This is a genomic window from Bacillus sp. P4_E1, from assembly GCF_056401715.1.
On the sequence record NZ_JBFUIV010000015.1, the window covers coordinates 34,460 to 56,706 of the forward strand.

The 22,247-nt window shown below is 33.4% G+C and carries 19 protein-coding genes; 7 read left to right on the top strand and 12 right to left on the bottom strand.

Annotation, left to right across the window (positions count from 1 at the left end; genetic code table 11):
* Nucleotides 1-3: 3 nt before the first annotated feature.
* Together AC1DS7_RS20070 and AC1DS7_RS20075 are read right to left on the bottom strand one after the other, a co-directional pair.
* Nucleotides 4-1,905: an endonuclease MutS2 gene (locus tag AC1DS7_RS20070; RefSeq protein ID WP_002033444.1), complete on the bottom strand. Its 1,902-nt coding sequence runs from the start codon at nt 1,903-1,905 to the stop codon at nt 4-6.
* A 505-nt stretch (nt 1,906-2,410) separates the two neighbouring features.
* The gene (locus tag AC1DS7_RS20075; protein ID WP_002033442.1) at nt 2,411-3,127 is read right to left on the bottom strand and encodes a hypothetical protein; all 717 of its coding nucleotides are present in this window, start codon (nt 3,125-3,127) and stop codon (nt 2,411-2,413) included.
* Nucleotides 3,128-3,523: 396 nt separating this feature from the next.
* Between AC1DS7_RS20075 and AC1DS7_RS20080 the strand changes: the two genes are divergently transcribed.
* Nucleotides 3,524-4,228, top strand: a complete 705-nt coding sequence (locus tag AC1DS7_RS20080) for an exosporium leader peptide-containing protein (protein WP_002142612.1) — start codon at nt 3,524-3,526, stop codon at nt 4,226-4,228.
* Between the two features lie 92 nt (nt 4,229-4,320).
* Here AC1DS7_RS20080 and amyS read toward each other — a convergent pair whose 3' ends face one another.
* Entirely contained in the window at nt 4,321-5,862 is a 1,542-nt protein-coding gene (gene amyS / locus AC1DS7_RS20085) for an alpha-amylase (protein ID WP_016100903.1), read from the bottom strand.
* 216 nt (nt 5,863-6,078) lie between these two features.
* Here amyS and AC1DS7_RS20090 point away from each other — a divergent pair, with 216 nt between their 5' ends.
* Together AC1DS7_RS20090 and pepF are read left to right on the top strand one after the other, a co-directional pair.
* Nucleotides 6,079-6,870 carry an arylamine N-acetyltransferase family protein gene (locus tag AC1DS7_RS20090; RefSeq protein ID WP_016100902.1) on the top strand — a complete coding sequence of 264 codons (792 nt, stop codon included), beginning with the start codon at nt 6,079-6,081 and terminating at the stop codon, nt 6,868-6,870.
* Nucleotides 6,871-6,988: 118 nt separating this feature from the next.
* Nucleotides 6,989-8,776, top strand: a complete 1,788-nt coding sequence (gene pepF, locus AC1DS7_RS20095; RefSeq protein ID WP_476999165.1) for an oligoendopeptidase F — start codon at nt 6,989-6,991, stop codon at nt 8,774-8,776.
* Nucleotides 8,777-8,827: 51 nt separating this feature from the next.
* On the opposite strand, the gene AC1DS7_RS20100 is transcribed toward pepF, so the two are convergent.
* The 8 genes from AC1DS7_RS20100 to AC1DS7_RS20135 all read right to left on the bottom strand — a co-directional run bounded on the left by AC1DS7_RS20100 (nt 8,828) and on the right by AC1DS7_RS20135 (nt 18,151).
* Nucleotides 8,828-9,874: an agmatine deiminase family protein gene (locus AC1DS7_RS20100; protein WP_016100900.1), complete on the bottom strand. Its 1,047-nt coding sequence runs from the start codon at nt 9,872-9,874 to the stop codon at nt 8,828-8,830.
* 96 nt (nt 9,875-9,970) lie between these two features.
* A complete protein-coding gene (locus AC1DS7_RS20105) occupies nt 9,971-11,713 on the bottom strand; it encodes an amidohydrolase (RefSeq protein WP_215588386.1) in 1,743 nt (580 codons plus the stop codon).
* An 81-nt stretch (nt 11,714-11,794) separates the two neighbouring features.
* Nucleotides 11,795-12,616 carry a MerR family transcriptional regulator gene (locus tag AC1DS7_RS20110; RefSeq protein ID WP_016100898.1) on the bottom strand — a complete coding sequence of 274 codons (822 nt, stop codon included), beginning with the start codon at nt 12,614-12,616 and terminating at the stop codon, nt 11,795-11,797.
* A 44-nt stretch (nt 12,617-12,660) separates the two neighbouring features.
* Nucleotides 12,661-13,638, bottom strand: a complete 978-nt coding sequence (locus AC1DS7_RS20115; protein ID WP_016100897.1) for an agmatine deiminase family protein — start codon at nt 13,636-13,638, stop codon at nt 12,661-12,663.
* Nucleotides 13,639-13,867: 229 nt separating this feature from the next.
* A complete protein-coding gene (locus AC1DS7_RS20120) occupies nt 13,868-14,800 on the bottom strand; it encodes a bestrophin family protein (RefSeq protein ID WP_476999166.1) in 933 nt (310 codons plus the stop codon).
* Nucleotides 14,801-14,978: 178 nt separating this feature from the next.
* Nucleotides 14,979-15,398, bottom strand: a complete 420-nt coding sequence (gene psiE / locus AC1DS7_RS20125; RefSeq protein WP_016100895.1) for a phosphate-starvation-inducible protein PsiE — start codon at nt 15,396-15,398, stop codon at nt 14,979-14,981.
* Nucleotides 15,399-15,574: 176 nt separating this feature from the next.
* Nucleotides 15,575-16,738: an agmatine deiminase family protein gene (locus AC1DS7_RS20130; protein ID WP_016100894.1), complete on the bottom strand. Its 1,164-nt coding sequence runs from the start codon at nt 16,736-16,738 to the stop codon at nt 15,575-15,577.
* 285 nt (nt 16,739-17,023) lie between these two features.
* Nucleotides 17,024-18,151, bottom strand: coding sequence for a serine hydrolase domain-containing protein (locus AC1DS7_RS20135; protein ID WP_002014186.1), 1,128 nt, complete (start codon nt 18,149-18,151; stop codon nt 17,024-17,026).
* A gap of 266 nt (nt 18,152-18,417) precedes the next feature.
* Between AC1DS7_RS20135 and AC1DS7_RS20140 the strand changes: the two genes are divergently transcribed.
* Complete coding sequence (locus tag AC1DS7_RS20140) at nt 18,418-18,645, top strand: hypothetical protein (protein WP_016100893.1); 228 nt, start codon at nt 18,418-18,420, stop codon at nt 18,643-18,645.
* Between the two features lie 94 nt (nt 18,646-18,739).
* Here the strand turns inward: AC1DS7_RS20140 and AC1DS7_RS20145 are convergent, their stop codons facing one another.
* Complete coding sequence (locus AC1DS7_RS20145) at nt 18,740-19,966, bottom strand: MFS transporter (RefSeq protein ID WP_215588391.1); 1,227 nt, start codon at nt 19,964-19,966, stop codon at nt 18,740-18,742.
* A gap of 112 nt (nt 19,967-20,078) precedes the next feature.
* On the opposite strand from AC1DS7_RS20145, the gene AC1DS7_RS20150 reads away from it, so the two are divergent.
* The 3 genes from AC1DS7_RS20150 (at nt 20,079) to AC1DS7_RS20160 (ending at nt 22,205) form a co-directional block, all read left to right on the top strand.
* Nucleotides 20,079-20,930 carry a LysR family transcriptional regulator gene (locus tag AC1DS7_RS20150; protein ID WP_215588392.1) on the top strand — a complete coding sequence of 284 codons (852 nt, stop codon included), beginning with the start codon at nt 20,079-20,081 and terminating at the stop codon, nt 20,928-20,930.
* Nucleotides 20,931-20,945: 15 nt separating this feature from the next.
* Entirely contained in the window at nt 20,946-21,434 is a 489-nt protein-coding gene (locus AC1DS7_RS20155) for a DUF3916 domain-containing protein (RefSeq protein ID WP_033729923.1), read from the top strand.
* A gap of 93 nt (nt 21,435-21,527) precedes the next feature.
* Nucleotides 21,528-22,205, top strand: coding sequence for a YdcF family protein (locus tag AC1DS7_RS20160; protein ID WP_002167869.1), 678 nt, complete (start codon nt 21,528-21,530; stop codon nt 22,203-22,205).
* Nucleotides 22,206-22,247 lie beyond the last annotated feature (42 nt).

The following is a 22,247-nucleotide window of genomic DNA, read 5'->3' on the forward strand; positions in this document are numbered from 1 at the left end:
ATATTATCCTCTATTCTTTCTTATTTCTTTTTCAATTTTACGAAGCGCTTTTTTCGATCCGCGCTCAATATCGTGTTGCATTTTTCTTTCTTTATAATCAACAAATAGTGTATTTAAATCATATCCTTCTGGGTATAATTCTTTCGCCGCTACCTCTAAAGTAATACGTTTCACATTCACTTCAACGAATTCACCGTTATAATATACAACGACATTATAGAAATTATCTTTTTCCTTATATACAATCCCGAAATCGTTATGATCTAACAAATTCACACGGTCGCCGATTTTATATTCATAGTCATTTTCTCTTTTTTCTTGCACCATTTTCGGTTTTCTAATCTTACTTTCATTCACTTTTTCTATAGCGTATTCTTTATTTCCCATATACTCTTTCGCTCTTTGCAGTACATGTTCTCTCACATTCATTTTATTCGCAATCCAAAGTGCATTACTTTCACCTGATTTACCTATCACTAATTTATAAAGTGGCTCTAGTGTTTCACTATTAAATTGCATTGCTGCGTTCATAAAATCATCGTGCATTTCTGAAAAGCGTTTAATTTCACCGTAATGCGTACTCGCAATTGTAATACATCCCGCAAGATAAAATTCTTCTAAAATAGATATCGCAAGCGCCGCACCTTCATTCGGTTCTGTACCGCTTCCTATTTCGTCAAATAACAGTAACGTATTATTATTTGACATCCTCATAATCTCAGAAAGATTTTTCATATGAGATGAAAATGTACTTAGTGCATTTTCGATACTTTGGTTATCACCAATGTCTACAAATACATTTTCGAAAATAGCAATTTCCGTTTCTTTATCTCCAGCGATGTGAAGGCCTGACATTGTCGCTAATGTTAACAATCCAATTGTTTTTAGCACAATTGTTTTCCCGCCTGCATTCGGCCCAGTAATAATTAAACTACGGTATTCTTGACCGATTTCAAAGTTTAATGGTACTACTTTTCCACTTAAAAGCGGATGCTTACAATTCATTAAATGAATGTAGCCATGATCGTTTAATTTCGGCTCTATTCCATCGATTGATTTACTAAACTTCGCTTTCGCAAATACCATATCATATTGGCTAATTAGTTCCATATTAATTTTTATATGATAAATATTTTCTAATACCATTCCTGATAAAGTCGCTAAAATTTGATACTCTTCCATCGCTTCTTCTGCTTTCCAACTTGCGAGTTCCGTATTTAACTTTGTAACCGTATGCGGTTCTATAAATACAGTTGAACCTTTAGCGGAAGCTTCAACTATACTTCCCGCAACTTGATTTTTATAAGAAGATTTAATTGGAATCGTATACCTATCGTCCTTCTTACTAATAAAGAATTCCTGAATATATTTCTTATTTGCACTACTATTTAAAAACTTCGTTAAACGTTCTTTTATTTTTCCGTCTACAGAATCAATGTTATTTCGAATTCGTTTTAACTCTTTACTCGCAGCTGCATCAATGCTATTTCCTTTAATTGAAAAGTTAATTTCCTCTTCAATACTTTTATATTCAGTCATTGAATTCGCATAAGAAGCTAATACTGGCGCAAAAAATTCTTTATCTAACATAAAATTTTTAATCTTTCTACAGCCACGTAAAAAGTCTGAAACACTTACTAACTCTGCTGGATCTAAAATCATCCCTTTTTCTAATTTTTGAATTGTACTAGCGATATTAGAAATTCCGAAGAAAGGCACATGCCCTTCTGCATCTACTATAGCTCGTGCTTCTGTCGTTTCATTCAAGCGATTCCTCACTACTTTTATACTCGTACTCGGCTCTAATTTATTTAATAGTTCTTTACCTAATCCACTTACACAATAAGATTTCACTATATCCTTTAATTCGTTATATTGTAACTTTTCAAAAGTCATCGTATTCATTTTGTTTCTCCTCACTATGATTGGTTTTTATCATCAATGAAGATACCTACTCATTAGATTCCAATGAGTTCTACATTATTCAATTATCATTTTTATACATTAAAAACATATACAAAAAAGCTGCGGGGATACCGCAGCTTTTACATTTACAAGGCATGTGTAATAACATATGAGAAAATAAGCCATAAAAACAGATGGCAATCCCCTTATTACACGCTTTATAAAGTATTGTAGGTATCTTCATAGGTTTCGAAATAAATGCATGACAAAATTAGGGGTATGATATACATAAAAATCCCCTGGTCTTATCCGATTTATTTCATTAAATTTTTCCTATTTAGTACCTACCGCACTCACAAAAAGCACCTCTCATTAATTTATATTTTATGTTCATTGAAATCTAATTTATTGAAATCATCATACTATATGTTTTGTAATAAGTAAAGATGTCAGACTTTTGCCCTTCACACCTGAGGAAGGACAATTTTTTCGGATAATGCTTTTTTCACTTTGTAGACTGTAAAACTTTCATATAATCAACCTTTTTCTCAAGGGTCTTTTTCGCATCTTCAGCCGTTACTATATAATCTACAGCAATATTTTGTAATACATCTTTATTAGTATTTGGCAGCTGAATCGTTATATCTTCTACACTACTTTTACTATTTTCAATCGTTTTATTAAATTCCTGAATACTTCTTGCAACCTCCGCTAATGTTTCCATATGTACAGGATTATTTACATCTAAAACAGTATTACTTCTAAAAACTACCGTATAATACTGCTGTAAATTTTTCTTCGCTATTTCTTTCTCAGCATTCTTATCGGAAACATTATCCCCAGTCTGCATTTGATCAAAAGTAAGTATAGTGTTATTCTCTTTTTCTCCATAGTATGTATTAAATTTCTTTTGTAAATCATATGTTTTCTTTTTCATTTTATAATTGTCATTATTTACTTCTGGAGAGATTTGTCCATCAAAATAAAGTTGAAATTGCAAATGCGGTTCATCGACTTGCTGCACAGAAGCTATTCGCCCCTTTGGACCAAGGAAATCCTTTCCGTTATCCAGTGTTTCAACTCCGTTTAATTTAACAGACATACCATATTCCGCTTTTGTATAATTTTGTGCTTTTTGTTCAATTTCTTCATCCGATATATCACATGATGTTAATAGTAATAAACTAAAAAATATGCTATATTTCATTTTTGTTTTTTTCATATTGCCTCTCCTTTTGCTACTACTTCCTCTAATAACCGCTACATCAAATTGTCTTCGCTGACTTGAATAATAAAAACTCATCATCTTGCTTTAGAAAAAACTAATAACCACAAGTGTAAAAACACCCATTTGTTATCACTTTACACTTATAGTGTATTTTTACACTATAATCATTTTATCGTAAAGCAAATATAACATCTATTAAAATCACGTTAAAAACATACTAATATTTAGTTCTATAGCAATCACAGTACGGTTTTTATCGTATCCAATTTTAAAGTAGCAACTTTAATTTCGTTGTAGAATAATTAAATAAGCGCCTCCGCTATTGCGAATGTCATTTACTTACCCTAATACATTTAATAATTATGACAAGCAGTCATAGGAGGTTACTATATGAGCAAAGAAAATATTATTTTACATGGACCTGCTCTTGAACCAAATTTAATTGGCCCCACACTCCCACCAATTCCACCATTTACATTCCCAACCGGACCTACTGGAATCACAGGACCTACCGGTGCGACAGGTTTTACTGGAATTGGAATAACTGGTCCCACTGGGATTATAGGACCTACTGGAATTGGAATAACTGGTCCTACTGGTGTTACAGGAATTACTGGAATCGGAATAACTGGTCCTACCGGCGCTACTGGAATTGGAATAACCGGTCCCACTGGAGCGACCGGTTTAGGAATTCTCCCGGTATTTGGAACAATAACTTCTGAAGTAGGTATCGGTTTTTCAGCAGTAGTTAATACAAATGTTAATTTGACAATTCCAGGACCTGTTAGTGGAACTACTCTAACCCCAGTAGACAACTCCATTACAATTGATACCACTGGTGTGTACTCTGTATCTTTTTCAATTGTATTTGTGATACAAGCTATTTCGTCTAGTATATTAAACCTTACAATAAATGATTCCATTCAATTCGCCATTGAAACACGAGTTGGTGGTGGTTCTGGGGTAAGAACTACATCCGCTAGAACTGATCTATTACCTTTAAACCAAGGAGATGTCCTTCGAGTACGAATAAGAGAAGCCACGGGTGACATTATTTATTCCAATGCATCTCTTGTTGTTTCAAAAGTCGACTAGTTCATTTATTAAAATAAAGATTTAGGAATGATAACAATGTAAAAAGAAGAGGAAACTTATATTTCAGTCTACCTCTTCTTTTCATCACCAATTTACTGCTGAACATATATGGAAACTGAGCCTCCACTTACATAGAACTGCCCCCATCCGTCCTTATTAATTGTTACAGTATTTGTTTGATTACCCGTAATATCGTACCATACTTCCCCAGCGTTATTCTTTCCAACATCCATCCACTTTGATCCTCCTGGTCCGTCCGAGAGTAATGTCGCTAAACCAGAATTAGCATGTACACCATCGCCTTCTCTTGTCCAGCCAATCACATCTGGATGGTCTAAATAATCACGCTGCGTACCATATGCAAAGTTTTTTCGTGCCGTCAAAATTGGATCAATTTTACCTTTTAACGCTGGAATTTCATAACTACTATTTCCGCTTGTCCCATAGTAATCACCATAGAAAACTGAAGGATAGCCCTCTGCACGAGTTAAAATAAATGCATATGCCAGCGGCTTAAACCACGGACTTACTACAGATTCCAATGACTGCCCAGGCTGAGAATCATGATTCTCAACGAGAGTAACTGCGAGTGCAGGGTGATTTTTCATTACTGTTCCATTTAAAATATTTCTCATATCATAATTCCCATTTCCTGTTGAAGCATAATGAAAATTGTAATGAAGCGGTGCATCAAACACAGATTGATTATAATTGACTTTCGCTAAATAATTGTTTAAAGCCTGAACATCATTTTGCCAATATTCAGCTACTGTAAACATTTCTTTCCCCGTTTGCTGTCTGGCATGATTTACCCAATCGCGTAAATATTCATGATCAATATGTTTAACAGCGTCCAAACGAAAGCCATCTAAATTTAATTCATTCGCATACCATGTTCCCCAATTTTTCATCTCATTCGCAACATCAGGATGATCAAAATCAAGATCTGCATACATCAAATAATCATAATTTCCATTTTCGCTAGACACTTCCCAATCCCACGCTTTATCTACACCCCTAAATTTATAAATTCGATTTAATTTCCTTCCTTCATCCCAATCCGTTCCGTCAAAATGATACCATTTCCATTTGAAATTAGAATAAGCATCTCCGCGACCTGGAAAATTAAACCCCGTCCATGCACTAATTTGATAATCACCTGATACTTCAATATTTCGATTGTTACGGTCTACCTCAACAGCTGTTACGGTTTCAGTATAATCAGCCCCACCTTTATGATTCATAACTACATCACCATATACGTCGATGTTTTGCTTATGTAATGCGTCAATTGCAGATTTCAACTGTGCTTTTGTCCCATATTTCGTCCGCACCGTTCCTTTTTGATTGAACTCCCCTAAATCATATAAATCATAGGCCCCATACCCTACATCATTTTGCGAAGTCCCTTTATATGCAGGTGGTATCCATACAGATGTGATTCCTTTATGAGCTAAACTTTCAGCATCGGAACGCAAACGATTCCAATGATTCCCATCATTCGGAGCGTACCACTCAAAATACTGCATTAATGTTCCATTGTTCACTGTTGCTGCTTCTGCCTTATTTCCCTCATATATATTAGGAAAAAGCAAAATAAACAATAAACAGACTACCGTAATCCTTTTCAACATATTTACACCATCCCCTTCAAGAAAACGTTTGCATAATTTATTAAAGTTATTATAATATTCGTTCTACAGTTAGTAAAGTAACAATCTTTTAATCTCTCACATTATTTTTCAAAATATGAATTCAACTATTCCACAAGTACCCCATATAGTTTAAAATTCACATCGGATTCAAAATTGTTTACAATTTATCTATAAAAGCATAACGGAGGGATTTCTATGACCGACTTTCAAAAACAATTTTTCGCAAGATTAAATATAGAAGAAAAACACAAAGTTTCATTTGAAGATTTACCTAACATTATGTATGCAATGGCACAAACTGTCCCTTTTGAAAACTTAAATATTCTCGAAAACAACTTTAAAGAAATATCAAAAAAAAATCTAAAAGAAAAAATTTTAATAAACAACCGTGGCGGTCTTTGTTATGAATTGAATCCGGCTATGTATTACTTCCTTAAAGACTCTAAATTCGATGTCCATCTCGTTTCAGGAACAGTTTATAACGCTGCAAATTCTATATGGGCTGTAGATTCAGGGCATATCGCAACTGTTTTACAACATCATAATGAACTTTACTTAATTGAAGTAGGTTTCGGATCATATTTACCCCTTTCCCCTGTTCCTTTCTCAGGTGAGATCGTTCATTCTGTAACAGGCGACTATCGTATTCGTAAAGAAACGACTGAAAAAGGTAATTATATTTTAGAAATGCGTAAAAGCAATGAGTTTCTAGATCAATCTTCTACTGATGATTGGACAGTAGGTTATGCATTTTACTTGGAAGAAGTGGATGAAACGAAAGCAAATGCAGCACAAAAAATAATTGTTGAACATGAAGGTTCACCATTTAACAAAGTACCTCTTGTTGTAAAACTTACTCATGACGGGCACGCATCATTAACAAAAGATAGCCTTACAGTAACGAAAAATAGAAATAAAACAAAAGAAACAATTACAAAAGAGCAATATACAAACCTCCTTCATTCAACGTTCGGCATTACATTATAACTTTTAAAGCCTCGCCATTTCCGGCAAGGCTTTTCATTTTCCAGCAGGGATTTTTTGCAATTTGTTGTATTTCATAGTTATATAGGAATATAACTACATATTTAGAAAGGAAATGATTATGACTGAACTTAAAGATCGACTACAAGTAGCTGATAAAGAAAAATGGGATTTAACGGATATTTATCATACAATTGAAGATTGGGAAAGCGATTTTCATAAAATTGAAGTATTAACGAATGAATTACACAAGTTTAATGGAAATATTCACGATGGCAATAGTTTATTAGCTTATTTAACAAAGAGTGAAGAAATATCTAGCATAATATCTTTAATGTTCGCTTATGCACGATTACAATCTGATCTTGATACACGCGATACTGACGCTCAATCCCTTGTCGATAAAGTATCACAATTACACGTGAAAGTAAGTGCGGCTAAATCTTTCTTTTCCCCATTCTTACTTAGTGTAGATGAAAACACATTACAATCTTACATAGAAGAAACCGAAGGCTTACACTATTATAAAGAAGACTTATTTGAGCTATACCGTTATAAAAAACACGTTTTGAATAAAGACCAAGAAGAGATTTTATCACAAATGGGTGAAGCACTCTCCTCCCCGCAGCATACATTTGGCATGTTAAATAATGCAGATATAATTTTTGGTGAAGTGACTACTGATGATGGAGAAAAAGTAAACTTAACACGTGGAATGTATTCAAAGCTAATAGAAGATGAGAATCGTGAGAAACGTGAAGAAGCCTATAAAGCTTATTACAAACCATACGTTCAATTAAAGAATTCTATCGCTTCTACTTTGTCCGCAGCTATTAAAAACAATGTTACTGTCTCAAAGCTACGAAAATATCCATCAGCTTTAGAAAAATCATTATTTGGCGACATGGTTCCGAAAGAAGTATATGAAAATTTAATTGAGACAACGAAAAAAAACATTCAATCATTACATACGTATAATGAACTTAGAAAAGAAAAATTAAATGTAGATGAACTACGACAATACGACTTGAGTGTTGATTTAGTAAAAGGTGTAAAACAAGACATTCCATACGACGAAGCGTTTGATATAATGATCGCGTCACTAGCTCCTTTAGGTAAAGAATATATCGAAACATTAAAAAACTTTAAAGATAAACGCTATATAGACGTGAGAGAAACACCAGGAAAACGTTCTGGCGCTTATAACTTTGGTGTATACGGTGTTCATCCTTTCATTCTTTTAAATCATCATGATGATTTAAATAGCCTTTTCACTCTTACTCATGAATGTGGACACGGCATGCATACACATTACTCACACGGATACCAACCAAGAATTTCTGCACACTATACTATCTTTGTTGCAGAAGTCGCTTCTACAGTAAATGAAGTGCTATTAATTCATTATTTATTAAAAGAAGCAAAAGAAACGAACGTACGTAATCATTTAATTAACTACTTTATCGATAGCTTTAAAGGTACTTTCTTTACACAAATCATGTTTGCAGAATTTGAAAAAATCACACATGAAATGGCCGAACAAGGTAAACCATTAAATGCCAAAGTCTTTAGTGAAATTTACGAAAACTTATTTAGAGAATATAATGGCGACTCCCTCGTATTTGACGAAGAAGTAAAATATGGCTGGTCTAGAATCCCTCATTTCTACCGTCCATTTTACGTATACAAATACGCAACTGGATTCGCTTCTGCCATTCAAATCGCCGATAAATTATTAAGCGGTGATCCAAATGCTCAGAAAAACTATATTGAATTCCTTAAAGGCGGAAGTTCTGACTATCCATTAAACCTACTGAAAAAAGCTGGCGTTGATTTAACTACACCAGAACCGATTGAAAGTGCATTAAATCGATTCACCCAACTTGTTGAAGAGTTTTCAGCATTATAGAAAAAAGCATGCAGATTATAGAATCTGCATGCTTTTTTCATTTCGGTTACTTTATGCTAAATGTTGCTGTGTCACACAGTGAATCATACCACCATACGCATACAGTTCATTTACATAAACACCGACAATTCTTCTTCCTGGAAACTGCCCTTCAATGATTTGAAGTCCTAACTTATCATGTTCATCACCGTATATAGGAACTAATACAACTTCATTTCCAATATAAAAGTTCAAATACGAGCCCTTACAGTCTGCTTCTTTTACCACTTTTCTTGTTACCGGTACTGGGATGAGCTGAAATGGATTTCCATCTATATTTCTCGCTTGTCTAAATTCTTGATAATGCTTTTCGTACGCCTCCAAAAGGTAGGATTCACTCTCCCCAAAAGGATCATATTCATAAAGAATTGTATTTTCATTTACAAAACGCGCTGCCCCATCAATATGGTAATCTGTATCTTCATCATAATTATCCTCTCCGCGAATACCAGTTATCCATATAAAATTCGTTACTCCCAAATACTTCGTTAACTCTATTTCAATCTCTTCCTGATTTAGTGTAGGATTTCGATTTTCATTTATAATAGAAGTTTTTGCCGCCATTAAGGTGCCATTTCCATTTATCTCTATTCCTCCACCTTCTATACAGACACTAGAATTAACTTTTGGAATGTTATACATTTCACTTATTTTTTCCGGAATACCCGCATCATTTTCATACGGATATTTCTCACCCCACCCATTAAAAATCCAGTGTGTTAAGCAGAGCTTGCCTTTCTTATCTTTTACAAAGATCGGTCCGTTATCTCTTATCCATACATCATCCGTTTCTTCAATTAAAAAATCAATTTTATCCATATCTACATTCGCTTCAATTAACTTCGATTTTACATGTACTTTTTCTTCCTCATCAAATACAACAATATGCACATTCTCACCGTAATGAAGCTCCTTTGCCATCGTTACCCAAATATCATCTAGCTTAGATTTGTAACCTTCACCTCTATGAGCTTTATCATGAGGCCATTGGAGCCATGTCCCCTCATGCTTTTCCCACTCAGCTGGCATATAAAACAAACTATTTTCCATATTTCTCATACGTGTTCACCCCTTCTTCGAATGTAAGTTCAGTCTAAACTTTGACATCATGTTAAGGTCAACAGAAATATATTAACTACTTCATAAACTGATTCTTTATTTTCCCTTGTGATACACTACTTCTCCTTGTAAAACCGTCACTAAAACTTTCGCATTCGGAATCTTATCGACACTCATTTTAGTAATATCTTCATTTAGCAATACCATATCGGCTGATTTACCTACTTCAATTGAACCAGTAATATTATCAAGACCTAGTGCTTTGGCGGGCTTAATTGTATATGCATCAATAGCTGCGTATATATCAGATAAGCCTTTCTCTTCAATACTTAACGCATTCGAAATTGTCACAAGTGGATTCAGTTCGTTTACGTCCCAATCACTACTAAGCGATACATTTGCTCCTGTTTTCCAAATGCGTCCTAACGGCATAATTCGTTTCATCTGTTGATTTGTAAAATACGCACTTGCCCAGCTTTGTTTAGGATCTTCTGCAAAATCATGACCTACTTGGAAATCAGCGCTAATACCTAACTTAGCAAAACGATTTATATCACTATCTTCTACCATTTCCACATGTGTAAGCGTATAAGGTTGATTCGCCCCTTCTTTTTTCGCTGCTTCAATTGCATTTAAACTTTCTCTTACTCCGCCATCTCCAATTGTGTGGATGAGTGCACCGTAACCAATTTTATTGAGTTCACTCAACCACCACTTCATTTTTTCTTCTGGAATATAGTTCAAACCGTACGGTGTTCCTTTAAACCACTCAAATTTATATTTTTCTAGTATTTTAGCTGTGCTGTTAATGCTAATTCCATCACTATACATCTTCACTTGATTAATAAGCATTCTAGATGATACATCATCACGCTTAATTTTTTTGAAATACTCCATTTGCTCTGCTTCATTTAAGTTCGGATATACCCACGGACGAAGTACTACTCGCGACGTTAACTTTTTCTCATCATTAACTTTATTCCAAACATCTAGCCAGCCTCGTTTCCAATAAAGACGTCCATCGCCGACTGTAGTAATACCATTCTTCGCAACCTCATCTAAACCGTCTAACAAACCTTCATAATTTTTTTCAAAGAGATTGGGCTGGGAATTCCATGCTTTTTCCATCACGATATCCCCTGCTGTATCATACAGAAGCCCGAAAGGTTCTCCTGTTTCTGGATCCCGGATGATTCTTCCGCCTTGCGGATTTTTCGTCTCTTTATTTATTCCTGCTGATTCCAATGCTTTTGAGTTAACCCATACAGAATGAGAAGTTCTTTCCATAATTAATACAGGGTTATTAGGAAATAACTCATCAAGAACTTGTAATGGCGTTTGTTGTTCAGATTTTTCGTCCATATCTTTTAACAGCTCTTCCAAACTAAATCCTGTTCCGCTTATCCATTCGCCATCTTTCACATCTTTTTTACAAGCCTTTAAATACGAGCGTTGTTCTTGCAGCGCAGCATCTGGCGAGACACTACAATTCCCTGCTGCTGGTGATTTCGCCTCAAATATATGATTGTGATTGTCCACAAAACCAGGAAGAATAAAACGTCCTTGTAAATCCACCACTTTCGTATCTTCATTTATAAATCCTTCTACATCTTTGTTTGAACCAACAAATGTAATTTTCCCTTCTTTAACGGCTACAGCCTCTACAATGTCTTGCTTGTCATTTGAAGTATAGATTGTACCATTTTTAAACACTACATTTTTTGGCAACTGATTTGGTAGAACGAAGCTACCATTCTCACCTTCTCCTACTCCAGGAGTACACGCTGAAACCCATGTCATACTTAGAATCAGACAAATAATCATGATTGTTCTTTTCATATTCTTTCTCCTTTTTATTATGATGAATTACTTACATAAATAGCATAAGGATTGACATAATGTTAATGTCAATCCTTATTCTCAGTCTATTTTCATAACTAAAAAACAAATTTGTGTCACATACTCCTCTACTAAACAATCACATTCAGGTCCCTTTATGTAGACCTCATATGGTGAACCATCTATTACATAACCATTTCTTTCAATCCATTTTTCTAACGCAATATAAGCGTAGCCTATATAGTCATAACTTCCATAATGCATAGTAGTAACGATTTGATGTGGATTTAATTTTTTTATTTCATATTCTTGTACTACATCTTTATTGTTCCCATGCATGACCGGAATCCTTAATTCAACATCACTTTCATTTGGAATATACTCTTCATCATAAAAGACCGTAGAGGGCGAACCGACCATTTGTAAGTTATGCTTTTGTACTTTTTCATATAAGTCATAAAAATAATCATCCATATCCTCTATATTTATTTGCAGTCTTTGAGCAATTACTGTTATTTCATTTCTCATTCCAATAAATATATCGTAATTTCTATGACAAGCAGTATTTAAAGCATGATTCATATTTACCATTTCATTCATTTCTGAAATAACCTGTAAATTTTGTTTCACCTCATGAGACAACTCTATAATTTGTGATTGCATATGTTTAATAAATGAATCTTGATCTGATGATTGAAGAATTATTTTAATTTTCGGTAAAGGGAACTTGTACTCCCTTAGCTTTTTAATTTTCAACGCTATTTCAAGCTGTCCTTGCTCATAATATCTATATCCATTTACCGGATTCACATATGCTGGTTTCAATATTTCCTCTTTATCATAATGCCTTAACATTCGTGTACTCATTTTACAAATCCGTGAAAATTCAGTAATTGTATACATATAAATACCCCTTGAATACATTTTCTTATATATAAGCTTATTTATTAAAACCAATCAAATATTTTTCTGATTGAAGAACCTTCATTCTGATCGTTCAGCCTTTTCATTTTTGAAGGTAACAAATGACTAGGACAATACCACGTTAAACAATTCATGGCGCCTCCCATTGTCGATATTTCTCCTACATGACTTTGAATAACTTGTTTCTCAGTATGCTGTTGAATATATCGTAAAACTTCCTCATCTTTAGCTAATCCAAACTTAGGAACGTAAAGCGTATCACATGTTTCTAACATATTTATATATAAACCTTTTGCTGACGCTATCTCTTCATCGTATTGACCCTTCTCTGTATATGACGAAGGAACAACTATAAATTCAGCCTCTGGCATTTGCTCTTGAATAATCTCTTGAACCTTATATCTAAATTCATGATCCCCTAAAAAATCACTAATAAACATTGTATGTTCATCAATAAATTTAACCATCCCGTCTGCGTGTGCAAGTACATCTCCCTCTTCAGTAGGAATAATAATAACCCGACTCACATCTAAATCCCATTCCAGTTGCTCTATAATTTCTTCTTCCGTCCAATCATAATTATCATCAAATATGCGTTCCGTTAATATAACGGTATCTTTTTTATTCCAAATAAGATTTCCACCGTCTAATATCAATGGAGATGTCACATATTCAAAGTCGTTCTTTTTCAACCATTTATTAAATTGTTGATCTAAATATCGTCCTTGATCTTTCGGTAAGTAATTTGGTTGATATTTGAATTTAACTAGATGATTTGTTACAACTGGTGCAACATCTCTTAGCCAAATATCATCATACTCAAAAAAGTTTGTATGAAAGTCTTGCTCTTCAACAGATAAAGATATAAGTTGATCGGTAAATGCTTTATTTTCATTTAAGTATTCATTAAAATAAATAATGTCTTCATAAAATGGTCGATAATATTCATTCGATTCATCTGGTATTGCAGTAAAAATAATGCCACTATGTTTTTGTTCCATATTACTTACCTCGCTTTTTAATAATGATTGAATAACTGTTTTCAATAAGCCAACTATTCCCCAATTCATTTCTCTTTTCATTACAATTTTTGAAACGTGCACATTTCATGAATGGATTATAGCACGGAGAAATATTATATATTTATATAAAAAATATAAAGCCGTCGTTAAGCCGTAAACTGACTCTTGACAAGATTTTTAAATTTTAATCGCCGTACACGATGACGGATTAGATGATTTTTTTATCAAGATTCAAATCCATTACTTCTAATAGAGCGTTTTGATTATATAAATTCACTAAATGTGTTTCTACCCCTATGCAAATCCCTTCTAGCGGAAGATCGTTTGGATCCTGACCAAATGGATCCTCAATTTCAACCCCTATTGCTTCAATCCCTATAAATGCAAAACTTATGAACGTAGTTGCAAGTACTGTAAACCATCCAAGACTATCAACAAGACCAATCGATAAAGTCCCGCAAAATTTGAGCAGTAAAATTTTAATATGAGCAAAATATGCAAAAGGAATAGGCGTTGTTTTGATCCGATCACATCCACCCACAGCCGTAAGCAGAGTATTCAAATCAGCTTCCATATTAATTATTGCATTTGGGTGAATTTGACCCGTTTTCAAACCTTTTGATAGTATAGTTTTTAACATAAAAACTATACTAATCGGTAAATGAATAGACTCAGCCAACATTTCTTTTTCCTTCTCAGAACAAATATCAAACAATGCTTTTATTTCGGATAAATCTTTTTCGTCTCTCAAATGTCCTTTCGCTATCTTTGGAAAACCAATTAACAAATGTAAAAATTTTAATTTTTCCTGATCCGTCTTTTTCCCTTCAGACTCCCAATAACATAAAAAACTAACTGCCAAATTTCTAGTACAAGCACCAACCGTGCCAAATAACTTTCTACCTTCCCAATACCTATCATAGGCAGTGTTAGTACGAAAAACTAACAGTAGACCTAAAGCTCCTCCAACAATTACCCAAGGAGTTTGATTAATTTTTATTTCTACATAATAATAATTAATCACAGTTACTATCGTTGAAATACATATATATAATAAAATTTGTGGGAAAATATCTCTTATAACTGTTCCCTTTAATGTAAATATTTGATGTAAACTATTTTGATTATTGTAATGAACCATATTTACAAAAACCTCTTTCCTTATTAACCTTTTATTCTTTTAAATTATGAAAGTATACAATTAAATAGTAGAATCATAAACCCTATTATTATAAAACTGGTTAAGATTATTTCTTTCAATACTGTTACTCCTTTTTACCAAAAGATAAAACATCTTTTTTGATTTAAACAACAAACGTTCACTCTTCTAAATCACGACGCATTATTTTAGAATTTGCAATGAATAAAGCACTAATTAATACAAGAATCGCGCAAGCATATATCAATGAATCCATTGGACTATCATGGTCTATAATAATTAGACGAACGATAGCCGTAATACCTATATATATAAAATAACGTAATGGAAAATGAAAGTTCATTTGAAAATACTTTATAATCATTACGATGAATTCAAAATATAAAAAAAATACGACAATGCTATCAATTAAATGATAACTAGATTCCTCACTATTTAATTTAAGTTCTTGTATAAATTGAATGACTTCTTTCATAAGAAACACACTTAAAACAATTCCCAAACAGATCAAAGCTACATTTATAATGTACTGTAGAACGATAGGGAAAAACGAAAATACTCTTTTAAAATTCTTTAACACAAACATTTTTCTCCTTTTCCATATAAAACAATAATGACAATATACTTTTATTTAATTATCGTTACATTAAAATTATACATTACTATCTTGTTACAGATGTTAAAACAAGACAAAATAAGTAAAGATAGCATTTCACCTATTTTGTCTATAAAGCAACATAACGAAACTATAATCGATTACTTCAATTGAATCGGTTGTTGCTGTGTCACACAATGGATCATTCCGCCATTTTTATAAAGCTCTCTCACATCAATTCCCACTACTTTACGATCCGGGTATAATGTCTGAATCGTATCGTTTGCGATTTTGTCATTTGGATCATTATAGTTAGGCACCAATATAACTGTATTCCCAACATAATAATTGATATATGACCCCTTATAATCTAGAGTTTTTCCACCTTCTAAAGTAACTTTATCTTTACTAAGCGGTAAGTATTCGTACTTATATTTCTGTCCTGAAGCATTTTTTGCATCTAACAATTTATCCATATCTTTGTTTGACAAGCCCCATTCAGCCAAGTCATCTTCTGCCATCGTTACGATTGTAGATTGATCATGGAATTTAGCAAATCCATCAATATGAAAATCAGTAATATCTAAATTAGGCACTCCATCTAACCAAATAAAGTTTGTCACCCCAAGGTCACTTATATATTTTTCAATTTCCGCTTCTGATAAATCAGGATTTCTATTTTTATTCGTTACTGCGCTTCGAGTTAATAAAGCAGTCCCATTGCTGTCTAATTCAATTGCGCCACCTTCAAGGACAAACTTCCCCCAATCAATTCTTTCAACCCCTAATTGTTTACTAACATTCTCACGTATACGGGCATCATTTTTATATGGCGTTTTCTTTCCCCAACCATTAAATGCTGGATCTAATATTTTCAGATTTTTATTATTGTCATAAACAAAAATCGGTCCACTATCTCTTGCCCACACATCATCAGTAGGAGCGATAAAGAAATCAACTTTATCCATATTCAGCCCTTTATCTATTAAAAGCTTATTGATTCGCTCTTTCTCTTCCTCATCATATGCAACAATGTGGACTTTTTCACCCTCAGTTAAAGCACTTGCCATCTTAATCCAAATAGGTTCAACTTCTTGTTTATACTCTTGACCATATGTGTATTCATGAGGCCATTGTAGCCATGTACCTTCATGTTTATCTTTTTCATCCGGCATCGTATATTTTCCAGCGTTTTTCTGTACCTCTACTTTTTTATCCTCTTTCTCTTTCCCTTTGGCATTTTCATTATTCCCTTCAAAAGAACATCCACTAATAATCGTTGTAGATAATGTAGCTATTAAACAAAACTTTACTATTTTTTTCATTTTTCAACCTCCTGTTCATGTCTACAATACTGTAAGGCTTAACATAGTGTGAAGCTCAAGCTTTTTCATCAATGTAAAAATTACCAATTATTCTTCCGCATGATAATCACATAATTTCAATACAAATAGATGACATTCACAAAATACACTTCCTATATTTAACATCCATATCATTTAACTTCCTTCATAAATTTATTCTAATACTAATCCCCTCTCATACATGCTTGTTCACTAAATAAAAAAATCGGTATTGATAATTTTATATCAATACCGATTTTTAAATAATTATTTTCCTTCTATTAAATCATTCGCTAATTTCCTAAACTCTTGATTAAATGTATCATTCATACCATTTTGTACGTTAGAGAATAATATTACAAACGTTCTTTTATCCCAGTTAAAATTATTAAAAGTGTTCCAGCCAGCTAATACACCGTGGTTATGATAATAATCTGGGTAAATATAGAAGCTAAATCCATATTTTCTCGCAGGTGATACTGTAAACATATCTGATAAGCTTTGTTTAGAAATCAGCTTTCCATCCATAATAGCCTCATCTAATCTTTTCATATCTTCAACGGTCGTATACATTTCACCACAACCATACAGCCAGTTCATTTTTAAGCGGGGTGCAGCTATTAACTCATTATCTTTTTTCGTGTAACCTTCTGCTAAGAAAATATCTTCAGGGAGAGTTGCACCCATACCAGATTCATTCATTTCAACAGGAGTAAAAATGTTTTCTTTCACATATTCAGCAAGCGGTTTATTCGATATCTTTTCTACAATATACGCAAGCACCATATAATTATAATCTGTATATTTCCATCCTGTCCCTGCAGGAAATTGCAACTTTTGCGCTCCAATCCACGTTACTAACTTTAAACGTGATGCCGCATCAACACTACCTTGTCCCTGATCTGGTAACCCGGACGTATGTGTTAACAAATTTCGTAACGTAATGTTTTTATCTGCTGGAAACGATGGAATATACTTATTTACATTGTCTTCAATATTCAATTTCCCTTTTTCTCTTAGCTGTAATATAGATATTGCAACTACTGTTTTCGTTATGGAACCGATGCGATATTTTGTTCTTGGCGTTGTTAAAACTTTATCTTTTACATTCGCATACCCGTAGCCTTTTCGTAAAACCACATTATTTTTATCCGTTACGAGAACCGTCCCGTTAAATCCTTTATCTTTTAAATATTGATCGAGTTTCGTTGCTGCAATATCATAACGTTTTTGCTGATTCGCATCAACTTTCGGTTGAACATTTCCAACTTTATCCTCAAAATTTGAAAATGCCTTCAAACTGTATTTCTTTTCTTTATTTGCATGTATGAGTGCAGCGACACTCCCACAAAAAATAGCAAAAACAAAGAAAGCGATTAACCATTTCTTAAACATATGGGAACCCTCTTTTATCTAGTTTCACTTTATACTTTTCCATTCCATTCTATTCTATATCTTTTAGTTTTTAAATATCTTATAATCTATCTACTCTATTATTCCTCATAGTAAACTAGATTCCTTTTTCTAACGTTCAAATTTTAACTACTCTCTATTGTAGTTCTTTTTTACAAAATTTCCACCTTACAATCGGATACATCCAACTTTAATTTTAATTTTTTATGTAACATTCGTTACACATTGACAAGAATGGAGGCGTTAATTTGAAAAAGACCGATAAGCGCAATCGTTTAGATGATATGATGTTTCATTATCGAGTAACAAAAAACAATATAGTTTTAATTGAATATTACGGAAAACAGATTATAATTTTAAAAGGAAATGATGCTGAAAAATTTTTAAACAAAATAAATCGGATAAGTAACGAAAAAGAAAAACAGCTTATTATGGCTAAAATTACAGGTAATTTCAAAAGAGGAAATGAGCGTTAATGAAAACGAATCTCATTTATAACTTGATTATACAACATATTAAAAAAGAAATGTCACTCCCACGACATTTCTTTAGATTTTCTTCATAAAAGATTTACATTTTTAATATTCGTTTACTTTTACATAAACTCACTGCTGAAACGCTTAGTAATGCAGCTATCCCCATCCATGCATATGTGTAGCCTTTTCCATCTACTATATAACCAAACAAAGCAGGTGCAAAGATAATAGCAATTTGATTAAGTGTAAGCGCAAAACTCACTGTTAGGCCTACCAATTCCTCACTTGCAGACTCAGCAACTTCAACCATAAAAAGACTAAACCAACCGATCGCAAAGAACCCTAGCAGTCCGCTCATCACAAACAATGCCTCAAGTGTCATTGTGTTTATACTCATTACAACAACTAAAATTAAGCAAAAAGATATACATACAGTTATTAATAAAGGTGTACGACGATCACCTTTGTAATATGTATCACTTATTGTAGCTAATATAATTCGCCCAATCATTCCTGCAACTAGCATAACTGAAAATACTTTCCCTGCTACAATAGGTGTTATCGATTTTTCAATGACTAAAAATTTTATAAAATGTCCGACTAATATCATTTGTAAAGAAATCATGCAAATACCTGTAATAAAAATTGGATACAGCTCTTTTTTACATATTACCTTTTTTAACTGCATCCAAAAAGAAATACTTACATTTTCTTGGCTCGTGTGTTCTCGTACGTACGATTCCTTATAAAATATGAAAAACAATAACCCGCCTATTATACATATAGTTGCAATTACATTTATCGTATAAGCTAAACTAAATTTAATTGTAAGCAAAGGGATCGTTACTCCTGCTAACGCCCCACCAATAGGTATACCAGCTTGCCGTATTCCCATAGCTAATCCGCGAATCTCTTTCGGAAACCATTTCAAGATTACTTTACTTCCCCCTGGGTGGGATACACTATAAAAGGTCCCTATTAAAAGAAGAACAAATAATAACCCAATAAATCCCCTTGCCATATGAGCAAGTAAAAGCGCCCCGCCAAGTAATACAGTGCTCGCTCCAATTAATATTCTTTCATTATATCGATCAAGTAACCTTCCGGCAAAAAGCATACAAAACAGCGGACCAATATTTACAGCACTTATTAACAACCCAACCTGCATATTCGAAAGTACATATTTCTGTTTCCAAAATAAAGCGAGTACCCCTACTCCATATGTTATAAGTGTTGCACTTGCCTGTGCTACCGTTGCCAAAGTTAACATGATCCATTTATTAGAACTACTGTACTTTTCAATTTTTTCTTCACTTATCAACGTTATCTCCCCCATATCCCTTTCATTGTATGAAGGTTCTGATATCATGTAAAATAAGTGTTAATAATAGAATCCATCAAAAAAATTGATACCTTTTTCGGGGTGATAATAAATGGACATAAAAGATTTAACGGTTTTTTACGAAGTTGCGACAGTAGGAAATATATCTCATGCTGCTAAAAACTTAAACTATGTACAATCAGCTGTAACGATGCGTATAAAACAACTAGAAATTGAGTTAGGTATGCCTTTATTTTATCGAAATGGAAAAGGCGTTACTTTAACTTCTAACGGAGAAATTTTATTAACATATGCAAAACAAATCATCCATCTAATCGATCAATCCATTCAAGCTGTCCAAAGTAACGGAACCGAGCCAAAAGGCACGTTAAAAATCGGGTGTACAGAATCGACAACAGCCGTTCGTCTCCCGCCTATATTAACGACCTATTATGAAAAGTATCCAGAAGTTGAATTGATTCTAGAAACAAATACGACAGACCAATTAACTCAGCTCGTTTTAGAGCGAAAACTAGACGGGGCTCTTATCGCTGGAAATATTCAGCATACTGAACTTCATACACTTTCATTTCGAGAAGAAGAACTCGTTCTCATTAGCAAGACTCCTCTATCTTCCTTTAAAACAATAGAAGAACTGAATTTACTCGCTTTTAGTCAAGGTTGTTATTACAGAAAACTATTAGAAAACTGGCTTCAAGAAGAAGGGATTTCACCTAAAAGAATACTAGAGTTCGGAACAATTGAAGCAATACTTGCATGTGTAAAATCAGGTATGGGTACGGCTATTATGCTGAAATCTATTATTCCAGATTACGAACATGGTTTATCTTTAAATACATTACCAAATCACTTTAGAAAGGTTCCTACTACTTTTATTATTCGAAAAGATATTTTCCACTCAGCTGCCTTGCAAAAATTTATGGAGATGATCAACAATGCGTGAAAAAAAATACGCGGAATGAAACGAAAAACAAAAACTCTTATAAAAAGAATTGAAGACTCTACTAAAGCATTTCCGTCTACTTTCTATAACGATGAATACTGGCATATGCCTTTACCAGGCTCTCAAGCTTTTATCGATTCTAGTACAACACCTAGGAAAGTAAAGCGATTGTGCATTCAAACCCTGTTAAATCAAGCGAATCAATTAATGACAATGAAACCGAACGATACAAATACATATCGAGTCGTTGTTATGATCAAAATAGCAAGCTTATGGAACTCACAAATCATCATATTTAAAAACGATGACTACTTTCAAAATTTTTTCAATAGAGATAACGAATTTCAAAAATGGATTCCCCTCTCCAATGCTTCCGACTTCGGGCATGAATGGAAAATATCAATTTCTAACAGTGTCCAAACATTGCATTTCCAAGAGATAATCAAGGATGAAGATGGATTTTATGATGAAGGAGAACTTTTGTTTATAGGAGAGTTATCATAAAAGGGGAACTGTCAAATGAAAAACTTCCCTTTTTCCACTAAACAACATCGCTATATAATGAATTTAACATTTCACTATATAGGAGGTTTTCATATGGTAATCCCTAAATACCCTGAAGTCCCACATCTTACGAAAAAACAAATTGAAGAAATAACCGAAATCGCTTTCCTAAAAGAATCAACACCACAACAGTGTGATGCAATTTTCGTTTTCGGTGGTTCCCATCCTGGTAATTGGCAAGCTCCTTTACATGCTTATCAACAAGGTTTAGGTGCACAAATTATCGTCACAGGTGGTACTAGTTTACATGGAATGAAACATCCAAACTGGAATTATGGAGATTTATCAGAATCAGAAGTAATTGTTAACAAGTTAATTGAACACGGTGTACCGGAAGATGCTATCATTTTCGAGAAAAACTCTCTCCATTCTATCGCAAATGTAATTGAAGCTAAGAAGATCTTTGATTTTACAACAATTAATAGTTTACTATTTGTATGTAAAAGCTTAGGAGCAGGCCGGCAATATAGAGTATTAAAAAAACATTTACCAAAACATATAACTTGTATTCCATATACATTTGATACAAGTTTTGATGGTGATTTTATAATTAATAGATATAATTGGATGGAAAATGAGAAAAGTCGCTCTATGATTTTCGGCGAATACTTGAGAAATGTTTGCTACGGCCGAAAAGGTGGAATTGAACCTCCTGAGAAAGAGATTGAAGGATTAGAAAAATACGTAGTATATTACCAACATCTTGCATAATATTTTTTCAACATAAAAAATATCGGGAAGCCAATATAAAGG

What these genes read in the sequence shown, in the direction of transcription:
- AC1DS7_RS20160 (WP_002167869.1), top strand. Translation starts at nt 21,528, where the DNA reads ATGGTAATCCCTAAATACCCTGAAGTCCCACATCTTACGAAAAAACAA.
- AC1DS7_RS20090 (WP_016100902.1), top strand. Translation starts at nt 6,079, where the DNA reads ATGACCGACTTTCAAAAACAATTTTTCGCAAGATTAAATATAGAAGAA.
- pepF (WP_476999165.1), top strand. Translation starts at nt 6,989, where the DNA reads ATGACTGAACTTAAAGATCGACTACAAGTAGCTGATAAAGAAAAATGG.
- AC1DS7_RS20130 (WP_016100894.1), bottom strand. Translation starts at nt 16,738, where the DNA reads ATGAAAAAAATAGTAAAGTTTTGTTTAATAGCTACATTATCTACAACG.
- AC1DS7_RS20120 (WP_476999166.1), bottom strand. Translation starts at nt 14,800, where the DNA reads ATGGTTCATTACAATAATCAAAATAGTTTACATCAAATATTTACATTA.
- AC1DS7_RS20135 (WP_002014186.1), bottom strand. Translation starts at nt 18,151, where the DNA reads ATGTTTAAGAAATGGTTAATCGCTTTCTTTGTTTTTGCTATTTTTTGT.
- AC1DS7_RS20080 (WP_002142612.1), top strand. Translation starts at nt 3,524, where the DNA reads ATGAGCAAAGAAAATATTATTTTACATGGACCTGCTCTTGAACCAAAT.
- AC1DS7_RS20115 (WP_016100897.1), bottom strand. Translation starts at nt 13,638, where the DNA reads ATGGAACAAAAACATAGTGGCATTATTTTTACTGCAATACCAGATGAA.
- AC1DS7_RS20070 (WP_002033444.1), bottom strand. Translation starts at nt 1,905, where the DNA reads ATGAATACGATGACTTTTGAAAAGTTACAATATAACGAATTAAAGGAT.
- AC1DS7_RS20105 (WP_215588386.1), bottom strand. Translation starts at nt 11,713, where the DNA reads ATGAAAAGAACAATCATGATTATTTGTCTGATTCTAAGTATGACATGG.
- AC1DS7_RS20110 (WP_016100898.1), bottom strand. Translation starts at nt 12,616, where the DNA reads ATGTATACAATTACTGAATTTTCACGGATTTGTAAAATGAGTACACGA.
- AC1DS7_RS20100 (WP_016100900.1), bottom strand. Translation starts at nt 9,874, where the DNA reads ATGAGAAATATGGAAAATAGTTTGTTTTATATGCCAGCTGAGTGGGAA.
- AC1DS7_RS20075 (WP_002033442.1), bottom strand. Translation starts at nt 3,127, where the DNA reads ATGAAAAAAACAAAAATGAAATATAGCATATTTTTTAGTTTATTACTA.
- AC1DS7_RS20150 (WP_215588392.1), top strand. Translation starts at nt 20,079, where the DNA reads ATGGACATAAAAGATTTAACGGTTTTTTACGAAGTTGCGACAGTAGGA.
- amyS (WP_016100903.1), bottom strand. Translation starts at nt 5,862, where the DNA reads ATGTTGAAAAGGATTACGGTAGTCTGTTTATTGTTTATTTTGCTTTTT.
- AC1DS7_RS20155 (WP_033729923.1), top strand. Translation starts at nt 20,946, where the DNA reads ATGAAACGAAAAACAAAAACTCTTATAAAAAGAATTGAAGACTCTACT.